Origin of the sequence: Bacillus sp. NPDC094064 (genome assembly GCF_050279585.1) — a bacterium.
Taxonomy (GTDB): Bacteria; Bacillota; Bacilli; order Bacillales; family Bacillaceae_G; genus Bacillus_A.
The window spans coordinates 23,327-42,923 of sequence record NZ_JBNNUI010000008.1 but is presented as its reverse complement, the minus strand read 5'-3'; the positions used below and the strand labels follow the sequence as shown (position 1 = coordinate 42,923).

Genomic DNA, 19,597 nt, shown 5'->3' with positions numbered 1-19,597 from the left:
TTTATATTCCATTGCAACAAAAAAAGAAGACTTTAAATTATCATTATTTTGTTTGATGGTATCAAAGAGGTGTTACTGCAGGCACGTGAAGTTAAGTTATAAGTTGCCTCAAGCAAAATCTCGGCAGTACTGCTGTACAATTTGCAAGACCTACAAAATTGCGACGTACTTTCACAGCGATTATTGTCGCAAAACTTATTAAACGTATGGGGAAGGAGTTTTGGTAAAAGGGCATCGTGGATGGATAATTAATTTGTTCGTCATTTTGTGTAAGAAACGATTGAGTTTACTGAGAAATTAGGCTTTTTAATATTGTAATATGGGTGTTTTTGCTCCCTCGAAAAGGGAGAATAAAAAAGCAAGCTTCTCTTTTAAGAAAGCTTGCTTTTTTTAAGTTATATTCGTATTCTTTGACTCTTTTATAAAATATATTACTCTTCATTCCTGCTCTTTGCATTGCTTCTACTGCAGTAATTTTAAAAATCCCTCTTTTGATAACTATATGTTCAACTAAGTAATTATTACACATTATGTAGTATGTCTATTAAGTTATATTCATTGTAAACTGATAATTGCTAAAAGTAAATATTTTGTCGAAAAATGTCATTAAAAACATAATATCAATTCTTTTTTTGTAAAAATTACAAAAAAAGAATTGATATTGGATTGAGATTATATTAATATCTTTCGAGGATAGTATGTACTATTCACAAACTAATGAAGGATGTAAAAAAGAAGATATTTATTAAAATATACTTTTAAATACACTTTGAATATTAGAGAGCCGATTTAGTCTTAACGGGCTAAAATCTGGCTCTTTTCTTACCGTGGGGTTTTTCTGAAATAAATGTTAATTGCGAGGAGAGAATGTCGGCGTTTGGGAAATGCCGAGATATAGGGAGTTTATGCTAATCATAGCTTGTGTATTACAGGCTTTGGGAGAGGATACTAGGAAATGATGGAAGCAATTATAGAAATTTGCATAAAATTTATTATGATTTATTGTATAGGCTGTTTTGGTGGTAGTTTGTTATGGAAAATAAAAACAGATTGAAAGGAAAGGAGATTCAATATGAGCCTTTCACTCCAAAAAAAGATATTGCAGCGGGTTGAAGAGAAGGAAATGCCATACTGTAATGATGATCCATTGGCTATTGCAAAAGGAATTAGAAATGGATTTCTAATGGTAATGCCATTTTGGTTAGTTGTATTGTATTTAGCTATATGAAAACTATATAACTACGAAAGGGTGAAAGAGATGATTGTTTCGAATGGAATTGCTAATATTCAAGCGAAAAAGCAAGCACAGGAACTCGCAATGGAAATGACAAAACAAATGCTTCATGAAGGCGCTGGATTAACGTGGGTGAGAACTACACATTCATTTTTAAGTGGAGTAATCCTTTATATTAAGGATAAGGAACAGGCTCATTTATCCGATTTGAAGGCGTTTGTTGTACAAGGTGAGAAGAAGGACGGCTTTTTAGAATATATTACTAGCAATATGGAAAAGGATCATCCTTCTTATCATGCTTTTCAAATAATGTTAGTGTGTAAAGAATCGACGCGTGCTCTTTGTTCTTATCCTTTTGGGATTGTGTATGAGAGCAATAGAGAGGTGAGATAACAGAATGAGTTTAATCATTCCACATTATTTACTTGTAGGCGGATGTTCGAAAGACAAAGTGTTACAGGCACATAAAAAAGCGAAAGAAATATTTAATCCGAAGGGTCAAACAAATACATTGGTAAGTCAGTTGAGAAACGTTTCCTTTGTTGTACTTTGTGATAGCAGCCATCATAGATGGAAAAATGAAGATGAATATATGAAAGCGAAAACTGCATATATTCGTTATCTTGTAGAGTCTGATATTCAGTTTGTAGAAATGGCAACACAAGAATTTATTTCTTAAATGTATGCAAAGCTAGAACAACATATATGGTGCCTCCTAGGAGTTAATACATATGGAAAACAAGAGCTCATGTATATGCAATTTCAAAAAAATTAAACTACCAGAAGCTTAAATCTTATATCAAACACATAGCCGATTATCGACAAGGGGGAAGGAGTGGTGAGTATGACAACAATTTTAGTATTAGAAAATGAGATTACAACTCGTAGTTTTATTACATTAAATATGAAGCGTGCTGGTTTCAATGTTTTAGAAACCGATACAGGTGAAAAAGCTCTTGAGCTTTTAGAAAATCATAATGTTGATATTGTAATACTTGATGTTATGTTACCAGGAATAGATGGTTTTCAAGTATGCAAAAGAATACGAAAAAACAATGAAGAGATTGGTATTATTATATTAACGGCACGTGTTCAAGAGAAAGATCAGGTACATGGTTTGACAATTGGAGCAGATGATTATATTAAAAAACCATTTAGTATAATTGAATTAGTAGCACGTGTTCAAGCATTGCTAAGAAGGGTAAAAGAAAATAAAAGGGAAATGGAATTGATTCATTCGGGACCATTTCAGTTAGATCTTTTGCAAGAAAAATTATATAGGGATGAGAAAGTAATTGATTTAACTCCAACAGAGCATATTATTTTACAATATTTAATGAAAAATTCCATAAAACCAATTTCACGTGATGAACTCTTAAATAAAATATGGGGTATAAGTTGTGTAGGTAACACAAAAGTAATAGATGTGAATATAAATCGTCTTCGTCAGAAGATCGAACCTAGTCCTTCTGATCCTCAGTTTCTCCTTACGGTATGGGGAAAAGGATATCAATGGCAAGGAAGTAAACGATGAGGCAAAATTAGTTTGTACTTTATGAATATCATAGTTTTAATACTTTATTCTATTGGTAGTAGTTTTTTGATTTCCATTTATCGTTATTATTACAATGTAATAGTTCGCGATATAGAATTACATGCGGAAACAAGTACACGCTTTTTTTTCAAGTATAACTCATTTAATTATAACTATTTTATCTTTTCAGGAGTATATCCCATCACCATCAAGTTAATGATTTCATAGACCCCCTTTACAAATTTCTTTCTCGTCAGCTAGATATTCATAAGGGAGACCTATGCAATTTTGCATATCTAAATAAAGAATATCAATATGCAGAGTATGAATAAATTATATTGATAATATTCAGGACTTATTAAATCTCGAATGAATTTAAATAGTTTTTTCAAAAAAAATATACATATCAAGTTATAACTATCATGATTACTTAAGTGAAATTGAATAACAATTTTATAAGTATAATATTTCCTCTCATACCAATATGCACTAGTGGATTATTGAATATAAATCGACAAAATTCTACTATTTACGCATTGATAATCTAATGTTTTAATAAAGGTGTAATTGATTATCCACTAAGGAGTGAGAAAAGTACTAATAAAAGTAGAGTAAAGTTGCAAGTAACATTATACCGAATTAATTATCTGAATAATCAGTATATTCTTAAAAGAAATCTAGAATCAGCAAATTATTACATTTTCACACAGTATTAATTTACTTATTTTAGTAACCAACAATAGGTATGACTTCTTCAGAAAAACAGAAGATGACTGATATGCTTTTTATACAGGCTGGGACAGATTTTGTATTGTGTACATGGAACTGCCGACTAAAAAATACTGGGAATATATCAGAAGTCATATGCGATTTCATCAATTTATCGAAAGCGTTTTATTTAAAAAATTTAAGAAGAAAGGATGGTCGATATGAACAAAAGAAAGAATCGTAGATTACAAAAACCAATAGAGATGCTTGCAACATCCGCTATTTTGGCAACTACATTATTCACACCTATTATGACGAATAGTTTAAATGTACATGCTGAAACAGGTGCCTCACAAACTGTAAATCAGTATGTACAGAGGGAGTTTGATCTTCCAGCTACAGGGAGTTATGGAGATGAAGCAAAAAGAGAAAGAAGAAGTAATCAAAAAACCTATATGCCAACAGGAATCTATGTAAAACCAAATGAAGAAGTTACAGTTGAAGTATCAGGCACGAAAAAAATTCGAGCAATTATTGGGACGCATCAATATGATAAAGAATGGGGAAAAGAAGTTGACCTTTCTCCGGGTTCTAATACCATCTCCTCTCCAAACGGTGGTTTAATAGGATTTGATAATCCTCAAGATACAGGAACAGTTAAGGTGAAAGTAACACAAGGCGGAAGCCCTGTGCCATTCTTTGAACTAGGGAAGCATACGAAAGAAGACTGGATTGCGATGATGAACAAGTATCCAGATGCACATGCGGTACAATTGAAATCAGAAAAAGCAGTACTTACTGTTACGCAGGATAGTGCCAATAAATATATTGTGGATCAAGATCCTATTCCTCTATTAAAAAAATATGATGAAATGATTCGAGCACAAGATAAGATATCAGGGTTATCTGAAAAAGACCCTAATCCTTTACATCGTTCGACTCATCGCATTTGGGCTTTTGTAGAAAATCCTAACAAACCAGACTGGGGTATGTATGCAAGTTTGGATGGAGCTACATTTACCACTGCTGGTAATGCAAGCGAAAGTGCTTTAAATGTAAATAAATTTGGATGGGGACAAATGCACGAAGCGGGACACGCAAGACAACAATACCCATGGACGTGGAATCATGATTTGAGAGGAATGACTGAAGTAACTGTTAATCTATATTCTTTGGCTGCACAAAAGCAATTATTCCCTGATCAACAAACACGTTTAGAAAAAGAGGGAGATTATGATAGAGCCTTTGCGTATTTAAAACAAACTGATAAAGATTACAAAAATATTGACGACTTATTTGTTAAACTTGTTATGATTTGGCAGCTTCATTTAGCGTATGGGGAAGATTTTTATCCAAATCTTCACAAACTATATAGAGAATTACCAAATGAACAACTTCCTCAAACAGACGAAGAGAAAATCCAAGCGTTTATATACAATACATCAAAAGTAGCGAAACAAAATTTACTTCCGTTCTTTGATCAATGGGGACTGAAGGCAACGCCAGAAACAAGACAAAAAGTAGAAGCTTTGAATAATCCGACATTAGTTGCTCCTATCTGGGAAGCAACTGACTCTAAACCTGTAAAACCACTAGCTGCATTGTCGAAAAAAATAATGAAAGCAAGTGCAAATAGTGAAGAATCACCAGGTTCAGCTAGTAAAGCGATTGATGGAAAAACAGATACAATGTGGCATAGTAAATGGGATACACAAAATCAATATCCATACAATTTGACGCTAGAGCTTGGTGAAACGCAAACCATTTCGCAAATAACATATCTACCAAGGCAAGATTGGTCGGAAAATGGCCGTATTTTATCCTACAATATTTATACGAGTGTAGATGGCGTTAAGTATGACAAAGTATCTTCTGGAACATGGGAAAATAATAAAGATAAGAAAACGGCAACATTTAATCCTATCACTACGAAATATGTAAAAATGGAAGTAACAGATGGAAAGAATGGATTTGCTTCTGCGGCCGAAGTAGATGTTCTAACTGATTCTACATCTGTTAAACCATACGTATTACCTAAAAATACGATGAAAGCAAGTGCAAATAGTGAGGAATCAACTGGTTCAGCTAGCAAGGCGATTGATGGAAAAACAGATACATTTTGGCATAGCAGTTGGACGGCAAATCAATATTCATACAATCTAACATTGGAGCTTGATAAAAATCAAACGATTTCAAAAGTAGACTATCTGCCAAGACAAGATTGGTCGGAAAATGGTCGTATTTTAACCTACAATATTTATACGAGTGTAGATGGCGTTAGGTATGACAAAGTATCTTCTGGAACATGGGAAAATAATAAAGATAAGAAAACGGCAACATTTAATCCTGTTACTGCGAAATATGTAAAAATAGAAGTGACGGATGGGAAAAATGGATTTGCTTCTGCGGCTGAAGTAGATATTTGGGGTTATTAGGAGTCACCCTATATGGGGTCACTATACATGCCTATCAACTTACCAGAACGGGTTGCCCCAAAACGATAAAAGGACTGGAGTAGAATAATAGGTTTATAAAATGAAAAGTGCCCCTATTCCCTAGGGGCTGGTTGAGAGAGAACTTCCTAACTAACTAAATTAGTTAGTGGGATACGGATTAATTTTAACATATAGATAGCTTATCTGAAGGTAACAAAAAGTTAACAAAGAAGATTTAAAAGAGTATATTGCGTAATCTGAAGAAATCTTGTGTTTTCCACTTTGATTTAAGGGGGAGTATATATAATTTTTTGGTTCTATTGTAAAGTTTTCTACATGAATCTATACTCTAGAAAACAGGATCTAGGAGAACCAGACATGAAATATTTTAAATGAGTATTACTTTTTTTATGTGGATATTATCATGGGTTAGGTACAACGAAGAGTTACTCTGTTTGTATCTTTTTCCATGATTTTCACATTACCACTTTTATCGAGTTTGTAAGGGATTTTATTTTTTTCTCTTTATTTTCAAAGTACTTACAAGTGAATTTATTGATATAGTTTACTTATTAATAATAATTACAAATTAATATTGACTTCCAAATGAAAGGTGTTATCATTTAGTTGTGCTTAACTTTCACTCCTATAAGGTGATGAGAAGAAAGCAAAAATCAAATATGTTAATTTGTTTCAATAAGTTAATCAAATTATTTGCTGCTTAATTAAAAATGGAGAGGGGAAACAAATATGGACACTAATAGCAATGCTAATACTGGAGGATGCCCATTTAGTCAAGGTGGTGTTACTAGTAACAAATTTAGTGCTACGACTAATAGAGACTGGTGGCCAAACCAGTTGAACTTGAACATTCTTCACCAGCATGACCAAAAATCTAATCCTATGGGAAAAGAATTTAATTATGCTGATGAATTTAAAAAGCTAGATTATGAAGCTCTTAAAAAAGATCTTCACGATCTAATGACAGACAGCCAAGATTGGTGGCCTGCTGACTATGGACACTATGGTCCAATGTTTATCCGTATGTCTTGGCATGCTGCTGGAACATACCGTACTGGCGATGGACGTGGAGGCGGCGGAACTGGTAACCAACGTTTTGCTCCACTAAACAGCTGGGCCGATAACGCGAACGTTGATAAAGCACGTAGATTACTATGGCCAATCAAGCAAAAATACGGTAACAAGATCTCTTGGGCTGACTTATTGCTTCTAACAGGTAACGTTGCTCTTGAATCAATGGGCATTAAGCCTTTTGGTTTCGGAGGTGGACGTGCAGATATTTGGCATCCGGAAGAAGACATCTACTGGGGTACTGAAACAGAAATGCTAGGGACTAACCGTTACTCTGGTGACAGAGAGCTTGAAAATCCACTTGCTGCCGTTCAGATGGGTCTAATTTACGTTAACCCAGAAGGTCCAGACGGTAAGCCAGATCCAATTGCAAGTGCTCACGACATTCGCGAAACTTTTGGACGTATGGGTATGAATGATGAAGACACAGTTGCATTAATTGCAGGCGGACATACTTTTGGTAAAGCACATGGTGCAGGAGATGCTGCACAAATTGGTCCAGAGCCAGAGGCAGCTCCAATTGAAGCACAAGGATTAGGTTGGTTAAGTTCATATGGAAGTGGGAAAGGTGGCGACACCATCACTAGTGGTCTTGAAGGTGCTTGGACTGCTAACCCAACGCAATGGGATAACGGATACTTTGATTTATTATTCGGATATGAATGGTGGTTGACTAAGAGTCCTGCAGGAGCATATCAGTGGATGGCTGTAGACCCTGATGAAAAAGACCTTGCACCAGATGCAGCAGATTCATCCAAGAAAGTTCCGACAGTTATGTTTACATCTGATTTAGCACTCCGTCATGACCCAATCTATGAGAAGATTTCACGTCGTTTCCATGCAAATCCAGATGAGTTTGCTGATGCATTTGTTCGCGCATGGTTTAAACTTTTACACCGTGATATGGGTCCTAAAGCAAGATATCTCGGTCCAGAGGTTCCACAAGAAGATCTTATATGGCAAGATCCTGTTCCAACTGTTGATTATGAGTTAACAGAAGAAGAAGTAGAAAAAATTAAAGTACTAATTCTTGACTCAGAACTTACAATCAGCGAACTAGTTACAACTGCTTGGGCTTCAGCAAGCACATTCCGTGGTTCAGATAATCGTGGTGGCGCAAATGGTGCACGTATTCGTCTTGCTCCACAAAAAGATTGGGAAGTGAACCAACCGGAACAGCTTTCAAAAGTCCTTTCAGTACTAGAAGACATTCAAAGTCATCTTGAGAAAAATGTAAGTCTTGCTGACTTAATTGTACTAGGCGGAACTGCTGCGGTAGAAAAAGCGGCTAAAGAAGCAGGTTTTGATGTGACTGTTCCTTTCGCCCCAGGACGTGGTGATGCAACTGAAGAGCAAACTGATGCAGAAAGCTTTGACGTGCTAGAGCCTGTTGCTGATGGTTTCCGTAACTATCAAAAGAAAGAGTACAGTATTAGTACAGAAGAGCTTCTTGTAGACAAAGCACAACTACTAGGCCTTACTGCACCAGAAATGACTGTCCTTATTGGTGGTATGCGTGCTTTAGGTACAAACCATGGCGGCACAAAACACGGTGTATTCACTGATTGTGTAGGCACACTTACTAACGACTTCTTTGTGAACCTACTTGACATTGGTGTAGAATGGAAGCCTGTAGACGGAGGCGTATACGAAGGACGTGACCGCAACACAGGTGAAGTAGTAAGAACAGCAACTAGAGTTGACCTAGTGTTCGGGTCAAACTCCGTTCTACGTGCGATTGCAGAAGTTTATGCACAAGATGATAACAAAGAAAAGTTTGTACGTGACTTTGTAGCTGCTTGGGTTAAAGTAATGAATGCAGATCGTTTTGACCTTAATTAACTGTTATTACGATTGATAAGAAAGAGTCACCTGAGATAAGCAAGCAATCTTCTCAGGTGTGCATTTTAGCTGAAAGTATTGCCTATGATTATAACGATTACTAAAAAAGCAATAAACTAATTAACGAATAGATAAAGATATTTTTATAAAACTATTCTCATATCTATTCTCAACCATTATTCATGTTGGGTATTCGTTGTTCTGTGACGAATACCTATTTTTTATCTCCAAGTAAGGAGGTTAAATATTATGAAAGAGTAACGTTTTTTTGTACTTAGGGATAGTAAAAATTCTTCAGTTGACGGGCGACTGAACCCTATATGCGGTGTAAATCTCGATAGAGATTATAATGCAGCTATCAATATCAAAAATGAAGCAATACACCGCCTATTAGCATTGGCATAAATAGCAATAAAATAACCTTTAGAACACGGGAATTAGTTCGGCTGTCTTAGGACTAATTCGTTAGCTATCAAAAGTAAAAACTAACTATAAGTCGCTTATACTTTTTTTAATTACAAAAGTAGTTCCAAAACTTACAAAAACTATCTTTATTATTGAAAACATTTTAATATTGTAATTAAGAAAACAAGGGTGGATCATATGGGAATTCAAAAGAATGTGGAAGCAGTATCATTTTCTGATGGGAATGAATTGAAAATTGAATATTTCGCTACTGAAATTATGAATGTTAAAATCGATGTTATGCCTTTACCGCTATATGTAGTATTGGCTGCTATTAATTATGGATAATCTGTATACAATAAATTACCAGCAAATATGATTAGTGGATTTACAGTTATTAGGTAAATAAATCTAACAAGATACAAAGGTTTTTGTAGATAGCTTGATTTCTTTCCTCCTTACAGAACTTTCATCTTTATGTAAGTAAGGTTATTAGATAGTTTATTTAGCTTGTGAACTACTCGCCACTTAGCAAAGCTTGAAGTGGAAGCTTCTCAGTTCCACGACGAAAGTAACCTTTCGTCTCCCTGAGCGTTACTTCGGGGTGTTCCACTCCTAGATGTCCAACGCTTGGATGCTCTCTTGGTACGGTTGATATTTTACGCAGCACCGAATGGCTTGGTTTTCGCACTCTATTTTCTTCCTGCCACCTTATATATCAAGTTATCAAAGAACTTCATATAGCTAGTTTATCAAAAATTTTTGGCTATACTAAACCGAAATTTATCTCCCACCTACCGCTGGGCTATCGCTCTTCACACACTTGAGGAAGGAGAATCCTTTCGGTGAATTTGTTAAAAATAATAATAAGATTATAAGAAACAACAATGAATTTTTAAAGATTATAGGAGTGTATTAATATGATCGTAACAACAACTAATACTATTCAGGATAAAGAAATTATTGAGTATATAGACATCGTAAACGGTGAAGCAATTATGGGTGCAAATATTGTACGAGACATCTTCGCTTCTGTTCGTGACGTTGTAGGTGGCCGTTCTGGTGCTTATGAAAGTAAATTAAAAGAAGCTCGTGACATTGCGATGGAAGAAATGAAACAACTTGCAACGCAAAAAGGAGCAAATGCAATTGTTGGTATCGATGTAGACTACGAAGTGATTCGCGATGGAATGTTAATGGTTGCGATAAGCGGTACAGCTGTACGTGTATAAATAGATAGAAAAATAGAACCTAATTGGTGAACTGCAATTCCAATTGTTAGACATAACTAACAATTAGAGTTGCAGTTTTTTATAGAAAAATATTCTTTGAAAACGAAATTAGTTGCATAGAGTTTCTAGTGTAAAGTTTAAAAAAGTATCAAATAAATGTCAGAGCTCTCATACTAGACACCACTGATTCGTTTAAGCAAAGCTATCCAGTAGCATATGTTGACACTCCCACCTCTAAAGGGGCCAGCTGACTAACGTCAGTGGGATTCTTGCTACCAAAGGCGAAGTCCATTTCTGGTATCGCTGACGTGCAAGATTGCGGTGCGCCATCACCACTCCCACAACAGACCATATAGGTTCGTAGGCTACGGTACTGTGACCATACCGTACAGATTGTTAGTTCTCAAATGTTTTTACGTCTTTTGCATGACGACTTAATACATTTTAAAGAGTAGAAGAATTTGCTACTCCAACCTCATATATATTCTGTTTTCAAAGAACATTCGTTTTAGAGTCTTTTGCATGACTATAAATAAAGTATGCCATGTTTTGCTATACAAAAACGATGCTTTCATCCCACGTCTAAAGACGGACTAAAGTCATGCGTGAGCTTTCCCGTATCGTAAATTCTGTAAAAAAGCCAAATACAACATTTTCAGATGAATTAAAGGAAGTAAAAATGCAAGCAAAAAAAAGAATAAAAGTGCCTGGAGCATAAATTCTGCAAAACTAAAATATTAAAATTTTATTCATCAAGTTATTAATATAATAAAAATATATCGGTTCACAAGGAGATGTTTAGGTTGTTGAATTATGAAAAAAACGCAGAAGTTTTAAAAGCATTAGCTCATCCAGTACGGATTAATATTTTGAAAGAATTAATTACAAGAGGGACATGTAATGTAACTCAAATTGTAGATATTCTTGGTATCCCACAATCTACTGTTTCGCAGCATTTATCGAAGATGAAATCTCAGAAATTAATTATGAGTGATAGAAAAGGATTAGAGATTTACTATAGTGCTCCAAACAAAACTATTAATTCCATTGTCGAAATATTATTAGATTAGAAACTATTAATTGTAAGTGAAAACTAAAAATCTTTGCACTAGAAACATAAATCGGATGTATTGAATTTAGCTATTACTGATTTTTTAAATGGTTACATACAAAGCGGTAGTACCGATCATTTTAGCAATTACTATTTCCTGTTTCTTATTTGGGTAGATACGAAATTTATATGTTGTATTTACTAACACAGGTTGCACCTTACTTTGTTATAGGTATACAAAAAAACGTAGGCTTGACATTCATCTGCGACCTACCGTTGGTCTAGCATCTATACACGCTTGAGGAAGGAGAATTCTTTCGGTAGATTCGTTAAAATAATTCGAATGGACAATAAGAAACCAAACATCGTTTTCTTATTGTCCTACTTTCAATTTATTGTGTATTAATTACATATTAAAACTCATCATCTCCAATTAAATTTCCTGCATCATTATCTTTAGTAAGTCTTTGCTTCAAATAATTTTCTTTTGTAGTTCTATCATTTTTATGGCCAACTGCAGCTGCGATAAGATGTGGTGGTAGTTTTTTATAATCATATAAATACTGTACATAAAAGTGTCTAAAGAAATGAGGTGTGATGCGTATATCCTCTGTAAATTGTAGTTTAGTCTCTTTGATGATCTTAGAAATATACTGAGATAGATAATTCTCTCTGTAGGAAGTATGATTCTTTGTTTGGAATATAGTCCCACCTTTTTTATTTCCAATATCAATAGGCAATCGCCTACGTATACGAAACGCGACTATACGATTAAAGATTTCTTTATTAATAGAAACAATCCTCTCATCATCACCTTTTGTAGCCACCGTTAAGTAATAACGGTCACGCATTGAATCATACTCAAGATCTTCCCACTTTGCATGCGAAACTTCTGCAACACGTAATCCCGTAGTAGCTAGGACCGATAATAAAGCATAATTGATTTCATTATCCTTATAGTAATGAAGCAATTGCTTCACTTCCTCATATGATAATTCGCGCTTTGGTTTATGGTGTTTATTAACGGTTGTGCTTAGAATTTCCACATGAAGAGGTTCCTGGATATATAGAATTTCATATAGCCATTTCAAATACGAACGGATTACACCAAGTTTTCGACTAATTGTAGATGCTTTGTATTTTTCTTTTGATTGATAGGATATTGCCTCTTGGGATAACCATTTTTGATAGTTACGTATATGTCGCTTTCTTAAGTTCCTCCAAACTTGGCCGACTACATAATCTTTAACATCTTGCTGCAGAAATTCTGTACTTTGTTTGATGAAAAAATAGAACTGGCTTAAGTCACGTGCATATAGAGTCCTGGATGCATCCTTTATACGTTTTTCTTGATCAAAATGTGTTTGCCGATTTAAATAGTAATACAATATTTCTTCATCTGAAAATCCCTCATATGTATATGAATCTTCTCTTTCGTTATTTTCCTTTTTAAATTCAGCTTCATTTATATAATCTTGATTCCATATCGCAATTATGTTTGAGAAATTTTGTTTCTGTTTCTCTATATTTTCTAAATAAGTTTCACTATGAATTGTATTTAATTTAAATTCCATTGTTAATCAACTCCATATTAATTCCCTTTATATCTAATATTATAACTGAATTACATTAAAAGTTACTTACATAGTAAGATTAAATTTTATAAAAATGAAACTAATGAATAAGTATAGAAAATGTTCTATTTTCTATGGTTATTATCAAATTCTTTTTATAAATTATCTTTTATATAATTTATAATTACACAAAAGATAATTTAATTAGAAAGTGAATTTACATTTCATTTATTTTTAAAAATAAATTAAGTTATAATTGTGTTATAATTAATTTAAATTATATATTTTTATCAGTTTAACTTTACATAATAAAATTATTGATTTCACATAACAGAAGTTTACACATAGGAGGAAAAGATATGTTTGAAAGACAGGATATAAATATGAATACGAATGAAGTAAAAGCTTATTTAGGAATTAGTAGCTTCATTTTTAGTACTCTTATGAAACAAGGACAATTAAATCCAATTAATCGAGAGACCTGGCGTTTAGATGGTAGCTTTTTATTTAAGCGAGAAGACATAGAAAAGTTGAAAGCAGATCGTGAAACAGAAGGAATTACCTTATATCAGGCAGCAAAAGATTATAATGTGAGCATGTATCAACTTGAAAAGTGGATAGCAGAAGGAGATTTGGCTTGTACTATACAGAAACATCGTAATCGTGAGACTAAATTTGTAAATGAGGAAGAAATACACGGATTGGTACAGCAATTGGATCAGGCTAATACGCTGTATACATTCTCACAAAAATATAATGTAGTATTGTTCCAAAAATTTATGGAAGGTAATAAATTAGCACGCATTATATCCATTCCGAAGCGTGGGGATATTGTGCTTATGGATGAGTTTGGAAACAATATGACACTAGAAGATGCAATTAAAATGGGGTATAAGCCTGCATATATTTTATCCAATAAACCAAGAAGTCATCATCAAAAGTTTGTAAAATTTCGTTTTCCTAAATCAAATCAATTACGAAGTAACATTTTTCACTTAATTGACTTAGTACTACAGTATGTATCACCAAGAAATATTAAGGTTTCTGAGGAAGATGGTTTTTGGTACTTTGATGTTCGCCAATCCATTATTCAATTACCAATGCAAATGCAGGTAGAATGGATTGAATGTTTAGCCCCATATATAATAGAAGGAAAATTAACAAGACGGGTTAATAATAGCGTATATTTAGATAGCAGTAGTGTCACTAAGGCAGTAACGATAACAAGCAGTGAATACCATGCAATCACAAATATTGTAAAAGAAACGAACAGTTCTATTGAAGAATTTATTGCATCCGCTATTCGTGAAAAGATTTATGATTATCAAACGTCAGACAACTAAATTTTGAACTACTCACCACTTAACATCCTCGTGGACTGTTTGAAGTGGGAGATTCCTAAGTACAGACACCTAACGGTTTCTATTTTATTAGGCTATCCCCGTAGTTCCTACGGTTAAGAGACGAATTGCTTCGTTTTTAAGATTGAGCGCTGCGTTTCGATCTCGGTTCTTTTGCAAAGTTTTTTAATAGATAGAAAGTTAGTGTGAGTACAGCTGAATCTTATGCAATTGCGAGTAATTGCATAAGATTCATTGTACGTTGAAAAAACGAAGTTTGGCTGCAAACTTCGTTTTCGTTTATATATAGCATAAATCGTTTCGATTCCTTTCAAGGTGCGCGAAGCGTAGCGAAGACTTTGAAATCCTGCAGATTTGGTAAAGCGGCGTTTTACATGTCTATGGTCCTGTTCTATGAGATTATTCAAATGCTTGATTGTACAATGAGTTGTATGTTTATAAAAGCCTTGTTCCTTTAATTTTTTGAATGCACAAAGTAATGCCGGCGCTTTGTCTGTTGTTAGAACCGTTGGTTCTCCAAACTTTTTCACTAACCTTTTCATAAAGGCATATGCAGCCTGATGATTCTGTTTTTTACGAAGTTGAATATCCAATGTGTACCCTTCTTTATCAATTGCACGATACAGGTAACGCCATTTCCCTTTGACTTTTATATAGGTCTCATCCAATTTCCAAGATAGTTGTACTCTTTTATTTTTCTTCTTCCAAATTTGATAAATCAGGTGGCCATATTCATGAACCCAGCGCATAATAGTTGTTTGATGAACTGAAACACCACGTTCTTTCAAAATTTCAGAGACATCACGATAGCTTAAAGAAAAACGACAATAGTAGCCAACGGCTACCAAAATAATATCTTGTTTAAATTGCTTTCCTTTAAAATATCCCACTTATGATTCTCCTCACTCTGTTTTGCAAAAGTTTAGCTTAGTTTTAAAAACTTTGCAACAGAACCTAAAATACGATGATGTCATAGAAAAGGACATCATCGTATTTTGGGAAAGTACAACAGATTTTTTTAGGAATTATTATTAAACTCTAAAACTCGTTATTATGGTGCAACAGTAAAAGGTGGAATGGGATCAACAAAATTATTCCAATCTTGTTTCATTTCTTCATCTGTTAATAAACATGTATCTAAAGAACTTTCAATTTCTCGTTGATTCATTTCAATCCCGATAAAGACAAGTTCAGTGATTCGGTCACCATATTGTTCATCCCAATTTTTTAATATTTCAGGTTCTTCAGCAATTAGGTGTTTTTGCTCTGCTAAGGGTAAAGCGGCAATCCATTCTCCTGCTCCTTGAATTGTGATAGAAGAGCCCGCTTGAGAGAGAAGACCCATTATATTGTTACGTGATGCGAGCCAGAAAAATCCTTTCGATCTTACAACATCCTGTGGCCATTTTTTTAACCAATTCATGAGACGAACTGGATGAAACGGATGTTTGCGGCGATACACGAATGAGCCAATGCCATATTCTTCTGTTTCAGGTGCATGATGCTCACTATTTAGTTCTTGAATCCAGCCCGCAGCTTGACTTGCTGCATCGTAGTTAAATAAATTTGTATTTAAAACATGCTGCAGTGGAATGGCTCCATAAGAAGTTTCGATAATTTTTGCTTCAGGATTCAATGTTTTTAATAAATCATGAAGTTCCTGAATCTCTTCCTTTTCTAGTAAATCAATTTTATTGAGCAGAATGACATTTGCAAATTCAATTTGATCAATCAGTAAATCGATGACTTCACGTGTATCCGTTTCATCCAGCGCTTGCTGACGATCTAGTAAGCTTTCACCTGCCGCAAAATCATCCCAGAAACGGTTGGCGTCGACAACAGTAACCATCGTATCAAGTCGACACTTACTAGTTAAATCAATTTTTAGCTCCTCATCCATATACGTAAATGTTTGGGCAACGGGAATCGGTTCGCTAATACCTGAAGATTCAATGACAATATAATCAATATCTCCAGCATCTACAAGACGGTCTACTTCAATAATTAAATCTTCTCGAAGCGTGCAGCAAATGCAGCCGTTTTGAATTTCTATCAATTTTTCTTCTGTACGTGAAAAACCTCCTTGCTTGACAAGAGCAGCATCAATGTTTACTTCGCTCATATCATTTACGATGACGGCTACTTTCAATCCGTCTCTATTTTCCAAAATATGATTTAATAATGTTGTCTTTCCGGAACCTAAAAAACCACTTAAAACTGTAATAGGGACTTTCTTCATTGTGTATTCCTCCTGTATAAATCGTAATCATTACGTTTTATATTAAGTGATGAAGAAAAGAAAAGCAATAGTAAATCATAATCATTTCGATTTACGAATAGAAATACCGTATAGAAAAATATTCGGAAAGTGTCCTAGATAAAGAGGACAAGCATATTTTTAACGGTTCTGGTGCAAAAATAGAATAAAAGATAATAAAGCGCATAGACTCCTAACGGAATCGTATCTTATGCCGCAAGCCCAAACAATTGATGGATGAATTCTTTCTGATTTTGGACAGACTGGTCCCATAAATCAACCTGTTCTTTTTTAATCATATGCATGACTTCTACTCCAGAAAGAATGGATGTATTTGTGTCAAAACATTTGAACCCTAGCATAGAGCGAATTCGCTTCTTTATAAAACGATGATCTTGTTCTACTATGTTATTCAAGTACTTTTGTTGTCTAAGTCGCATACCACCAGGTATGCTTTTTTCTTTTTTAACTGTTCAATTGCTATAGGATAAGCTGGATTTTTATCGACTGTTATAACACGAGGTTTTGAAACATGAAAAGACTGCAAGGCCTTCTTGAAAAAGCGCTTTGCAGCCTTCTGGTCTCTTGTTTTGCTTAGGTAAAAATCGATTGTATTTCCTTTTGAATCAACAGCACGATACAGGTACATCCATTGACCTTTTACTTTGATATATGTTTCATCGACTCTCCATGAGTCATTTGTTTGTTTAAGGTGACGTCGGATTCGTTTGTCCAATTCAGGACCGTACTGATGAACCCAACGCATAATCGTTGTATGAGAAATGGATAAAAACCGTTCCGCCATCATTTCCACTAAATCACGAAAACTGAGGTTGTACCGTAGGTACCATCTTACCGTTAACAAAATAATATCAGGCTGATAATGTTTCCATTTAAATACATTTTCCTTTTCCATACCAATCACGCACCTTCTTTAGATTAGTAATATCAGTATGTCCAAGATTTATTGCAATTGTCCTGAAGTTTTTGCACCAAAACCTTTTATAGAATAATTAAAGAATAAAAAAACACATTATAACCTAAATACAACAAAAGAGCCGAATATTCCTTAAAGTAGGAAATCTAGCTCTTTTTATGTCGAATTTTAATTCACCTATATTTTCACTAATGTGTAAACAATACCTCTGATTCAATCACTTTTTGTGTTTATCATACTTGTTTACTAAATTTGATATTGTATCAACAATAAAGATTATAACAAAACTTATTAATGATAGTAAAATTAAATTTTTTACAGCTGTGACTAAATCTCTATCCTCAAAGAATTTAAATAAAACTGCTGGGAAGATAAATATAAAGAGGAACAGGAATTTTTTTCTTAATGGTGATTTACTATTAATGATAAATACCCCTCCTTTTTTTCAATTATATAGCTAGATAAATAGATTAATCATTTAATTCATTATTCATTTTTAAAGATTTTTTAGCATTTGTCTTATTTATTAAGTAGATTGCTATACCGAAAAATATACTAGTAATTATATTTAAAGTCCATGAAGAAGGACTATCTATGACATAACCTGATCCACTAAAAACAATAAAAAAGATTATACTTTGTAAAATTGTATTTTTTAAAAGCTTCTTTTTGTTTTTTTCTAAGTCTGTCTCTGAAGTAATATTAATGAAATCAATGTTACTTTTAAAAATTCTAATAGTTATATATCCACAAAAAATTAAAAATAATGTTAAGCAAACAATAATATCTGTAGAAATTTCTTTCAGATATATAGTCTTTGTAGTCAAGTATAAAAAATTTACTAACATAACTAAAATACCTGCTTCTGCTATATATTTTGTATATGCTTTTTCTTGATACTCATCATTTGATTTTTGACCTAAGAGTATTTTTTCTATAATTGTTTTCATTTTATTTCTCCTTCCCAAAATAAATCGTTTAATGTTTTGTCTAAGGCTACACAAATAGACAAACAGAGTTTTAATGATGGATTATATTCTTCTTTTTCAATTAATCCAATGGTTTGTCTACTTACATTAACTAAGTCAGCAAGTTGTTTTTGTGTTAAACCTTTTTCAATACGTGTTAATTTCATTTTTATATTCAATATAAGATTCCCCCTAATGGAATATAAATATGTCTTAATGTAATTTATATATTACATTGTTACCTGTATAAATGTCAAATGATTGTTATTGAATTTTATTTTTATTAGCTGAATCATATTAAATTTTATTTTCTGTAATATAAGTAAATCCCCCTAATTAAAAATAATTAGGGGGATTTACTTATATTACTTAATCATTTAAATAGCATAATGCAACGCCTGTTACTCCGCCACCTAGAGCGCCCCATGGACCTCCCATAGAACCGATGATAATTCCACCAGCAGCTTCAGCAGCAGCTTTTTTCCAAGTGCAGCCTCCACCATTGATGTTTTCTAATTCTTCTTCTGATAATTTTGTAAGTGTGTTATTAATTTCTTTCATTTATATCAGTCCTTTTATTTTTTATTCTCCAAGACAAGTAATTGCTCCAGCAGCAGCTCCAATATGAGCTCCAACAAATGCGCCACCTGCTGTACCTAATCCCATTGTTGCAGCAGCACCAGCAGCACCACCTGCGAAGATACCTTTAACAACGCCTGCTCCAATTTTATTAAGGCAGCTTCCACCTGCTGAGATTTCTAGAAGCTCTTTTTCTGTAAGTTGTTCTGTCATTTCATTGATTTTCATAATGTTATTCCCCTTTAATATATAATTTTAGATTGTTTTATATGATTCAATCGTTTTATATATGAATCAAAATATAACAATCGTTATATCTAAAATATCATAAATCCCCTAAAAAAGGGTTTAATATGTAAAATTGCATATTTCATCCTTTTTTTATATT

Annotated in this window: 15 protein-coding genes and 5 pseudogenes; 11 read left to right on the top strand and 9 right to left on the bottom strand. The window is 33.6% G+C overall.

The genetic code is table 11. From position 1 onward, the window contains the following. Positions 1 to 1,072 precede the first annotated feature (1,072 nt). The 10 genes and pseudogenes from ACQKNI_RS18410 (at position 1,073) to ACQKNI_RS18365 (ending at position 11,552) form a co-directional block, all read left to right on the top strand. On the top strand, positions 1,073 to 1,228 hold the full coding sequence (locus ACQKNI_RS18410; RefSeq protein ID WP_176549292.1) for a hypothetical protein: 156 nt from the start codon (positions 1,073 to 1,075) through the stop codon (positions 1,226 to 1,228). 30 nt (positions 1,229 to 1,258) lie between these two features. Next, positions 1,259 to 1,627, top strand: a complete 369-nt coding sequence (locus ACQKNI_RS18405) for a hypothetical protein (protein ID WP_098882567.1) — start codon at positions 1,259 to 1,261, stop codon at positions 1,625 to 1,627. A 4-nt stretch (positions 1,628 to 1,631) separates the two neighbouring features. Then, positions 1,632 to 1,913, top strand: coding sequence for a hypothetical protein (locus tag ACQKNI_RS18400; protein ID WP_098356999.1), 282 nt, complete (start codon positions 1,632 to 1,634; stop codon positions 1,911 to 1,913). A 165-nt stretch (positions 1,914 to 2,078) separates the two neighbouring features. Next, a complete protein-coding gene (locus ACQKNI_RS18395; RefSeq protein WP_098882640.1) occupies positions 2,079 to 2,768 on the top strand; it encodes a response regulator transcription factor in 690 nt (229 codons plus the stop codon). 929 nt (positions 2,769 to 3,697) lie between these two features. After that, positions 3,698 to 5,911: a M60 family metallopeptidase gene (locus tag ACQKNI_RS18390; RefSeq protein ID WP_427282584.1), complete on the top strand. Its 2,214-nt coding sequence runs from the start codon at positions 3,698 to 3,700 to the stop codon at positions 5,909 to 5,911. Positions 5,912 to 6,661: 750 nt separating this feature from the next. Continuing rightward, positions 6,662 to 8,845, top strand: coding sequence for a catalase/peroxidase HPI (gene katG, locus ACQKNI_RS18385; RefSeq protein WP_088232715.1), 2,184 nt, complete (start codon positions 6,662 to 6,664; stop codon positions 8,843 to 8,845). Positions 8,846 to 9,157: 312 nt separating this feature from the next. Further along, positions 9,158 to 9,250: pseudogene (locus ACQKNI_RS18380) on the top strand (RNA-guided endonuclease InsQ/TnpB family protein); the annotation flags it as partial. Positions 9,251 to 9,448: 198 nt separating this feature from the next. Then, positions 9,449 to 9,595: pseudogene (locus ACQKNI_RS18375) on the top strand (malate permease); the annotation flags it as partial. A 575-nt stretch (positions 9,596 to 10,170) separates the two neighbouring features. Then, a complete protein-coding gene (locus tag ACQKNI_RS18370) occupies positions 10,171 to 10,482 on the top strand; it encodes a heavy metal-binding domain-containing protein (protein WP_088232714.1) in 312 nt (103 codons plus the stop codon). Between the two features lie 803 nt (positions 10,483 to 11,285). Continuing rightward, positions 11,286 to 11,552: an ArsR/SmtB family transcription factor gene (locus ACQKNI_RS18365; protein ID WP_098252172.1), complete on the top strand. Its 267-nt coding sequence runs from the start codon at positions 11,286 to 11,288 to the stop codon at positions 11,550 to 11,552. Between the two features lie 111 nt (positions 11,553 to 11,663). Here ACQKNI_RS18365 and ACQKNI_RS18360 read toward each other — a convergent pair. Continuing rightward, positions 11,664 to 11,741, bottom strand: a pseudogene (locus ACQKNI_RS18360) (helix-turn-helix domain-containing protein); the annotation flags it as partial. Between the two features lie 205 nt (positions 11,742 to 11,946). Continuing rightward, positions 11,947 to 13,107 (bottom strand): tyrosine-type recombinase/integrase, encoded by a 1,161-nt coding sequence (locus ACQKNI_RS18355; RefSeq protein ID WP_427282583.1) that lies wholly within the window; start codon positions 13,105 to 13,107, stop codon positions 11,947 to 11,949. 359 nt (positions 13,108 to 13,466) lie between these two features. On the opposite strand from ACQKNI_RS18355, the gene ACQKNI_RS18350 reads away from it, so the two are divergent. Continuing rightward, entirely contained in the window at positions 13,467 to 14,450 is a 984-nt protein-coding gene (locus tag ACQKNI_RS18350) for a DNA-binding protein (protein WP_098252169.1), read from the top strand. Positions 14,451 to 14,670: 220 nt separating this feature from the next. On the opposite strand, the pseudogene ACQKNI_RS18345 reads toward ACQKNI_RS18350, so the two are convergent. From ACQKNI_RS18345 to ACQKNI_RS18315, 7 genes and pseudogenes are all read right to left on the bottom strand, one after another. Continuing rightward, positions 14,671 to 15,358 (bottom strand): annotated as a pseudogene (locus ACQKNI_RS18345) (IS6 family transposase). 161 nt (positions 15,359 to 15,519) lie between these two features. Then, positions 15,520 to 16,707 carry a GTP-binding protein gene (locus ACQKNI_RS18340; RefSeq protein ID WP_098252168.1) on the bottom strand — a complete coding sequence of 396 codons (1,188 nt, stop codon included), beginning with the start codon at positions 16,705 to 16,707 and terminating at the stop codon, positions 15,520 to 15,522. A gap of 227 nt (positions 16,708 to 16,934) precedes the next feature. Further along, positions 16,935 to 17,641, bottom strand: a pseudogene (locus tag ACQKNI_RS18335) (IS6 family transposase). A 491-nt stretch (positions 17,642 to 18,132) separates the two neighbouring features. Beyond that, complete coding sequence (locus ACQKNI_RS18330) at positions 18,133 to 18,612, bottom strand: hypothetical protein (RefSeq protein ID WP_098252167.1); 480 nt, start codon at positions 18,610 to 18,612, stop codon at positions 18,133 to 18,135. Beyond that, positions 18,609 to 18,797: a helix-turn-helix transcriptional regulator gene (locus ACQKNI_RS18325; RefSeq protein WP_205752884.1), complete on the bottom strand. Its 189-nt coding sequence runs from the start codon at positions 18,795 to 18,797 to the stop codon at positions 18,609 to 18,611. The genes ACQKNI_RS18330 and ACQKNI_RS18325 overlap by 4 nt, the downstream gene beginning before the upstream one ends. A gap of 202 nt (positions 18,798 to 18,999) precedes the next feature. Next, entirely contained in the window at positions 19,000 to 19,191 is a 192-nt protein-coding gene (locus ACQKNI_RS18320) for a Blp family class II bacteriocin (RefSeq protein ID WP_070147273.1), read from the bottom strand. 21 nt (positions 19,192 to 19,212) lie between these two features. Next, positions 19,213 to 19,437, bottom strand: coding sequence for a hypothetical protein (locus ACQKNI_RS18315; protein WP_002204986.1), 225 nt, complete (start codon positions 19,435 to 19,437; stop codon positions 19,213 to 19,215). Between the last annotated feature and the right edge of the window lie 160 nt (positions 19,438 to 19,597).

What these genes read in the sequence shown, in the direction of transcription:
- ACQKNI_RS18410 (WP_176549292.1), top strand. Translation starts at nt 1,073, where the DNA reads ATGAGCCTTTCACTCCAAAAAAAGATATTGCAGCGGGTTGAAGAGAAG.
- ACQKNI_RS18405 (WP_098882567.1), top strand. Translation starts at nt 1,259, where the DNA reads ATGATTGTTTCGAATGGAATTGCTAATATTCAAGCGAAAAAGCAAGCA.
- ACQKNI_RS18400 (WP_098356999.1), top strand. Translation starts at nt 1,632, where the DNA reads ATGAGTTTAATCATTCCACATTATTTACTTGTAGGCGGATGTTCGAAA.
- ACQKNI_RS18395 (WP_098882640.1), top strand. Translation starts at nt 2,079, where the DNA reads ATGACAACAATTTTAGTATTAGAAAATGAGATTACAACTCGTAGTTTT.
- ACQKNI_RS18390 (WP_427282584.1), top strand. Translation starts at nt 3,698, where the DNA reads ATGAACAAAAGAAAGAATCGTAGATTACAAAAACCAATAGAGATGCTT.
- katG (WP_088232715.1), top strand. Translation starts at nt 6,662, where the DNA reads ATGGACACTAATAGCAATGCTAATACTGGAGGATGCCCATTTAGTCAA.
- ACQKNI_RS18370 (WP_088232714.1), top strand. Translation starts at nt 10,171, where the DNA reads ATGATCGTAACAACAACTAATACTATTCAGGATAAAGAAATTATTGAG.
- ACQKNI_RS18355 (WP_427282583.1), bottom strand. Translation starts at nt 13,107, where the DNA reads ATGGAATTTAAATTAAATACAATTCATAGTGAAACTTATTTAGAAAAT.
- ACQKNI_RS18350 (WP_098252169.1), top strand. Translation starts at nt 13,467, where the DNA reads ATGTTTGAAAGACAGGATATAAATATGAATACGAATGAAGTAAAAGCT.
- ACQKNI_RS18340 (WP_098252168.1), bottom strand. Translation starts at nt 16,707, where the DNA reads ATGAAGAAAGTCCCTATTACAGTTTTAAGTGGTTTTTTAGGTTCCGGA.
- ACQKNI_RS18330 (WP_098252167.1), bottom strand. Translation starts at nt 18,612, where the DNA reads ATGAAAACAATTATAGAAAAAATACTCTTAGGTCAAAAATCAAATGAT.
- ACQKNI_RS18325 (WP_205752884.1), bottom strand. Translation starts at nt 18,797, where the DNA reads ATGAAATTAACACGTATTGAAAAAGGTTTAACACAAAAACAACTTGCT.
- ACQKNI_RS18320 (WP_070147273.1), bottom strand. Translation starts at nt 19,191, where the DNA reads ATGAAAGAAATTAATAACACACTTACAAAATTATCAGAAGAAGAATTA.
- ACQKNI_RS18315 (WP_002204986.1), bottom strand. Translation starts at nt 19,437, where the DNA reads ATGAAAATCAATGAAATGACAGAACAACTTACAGAAAAAGAGCTTCTA.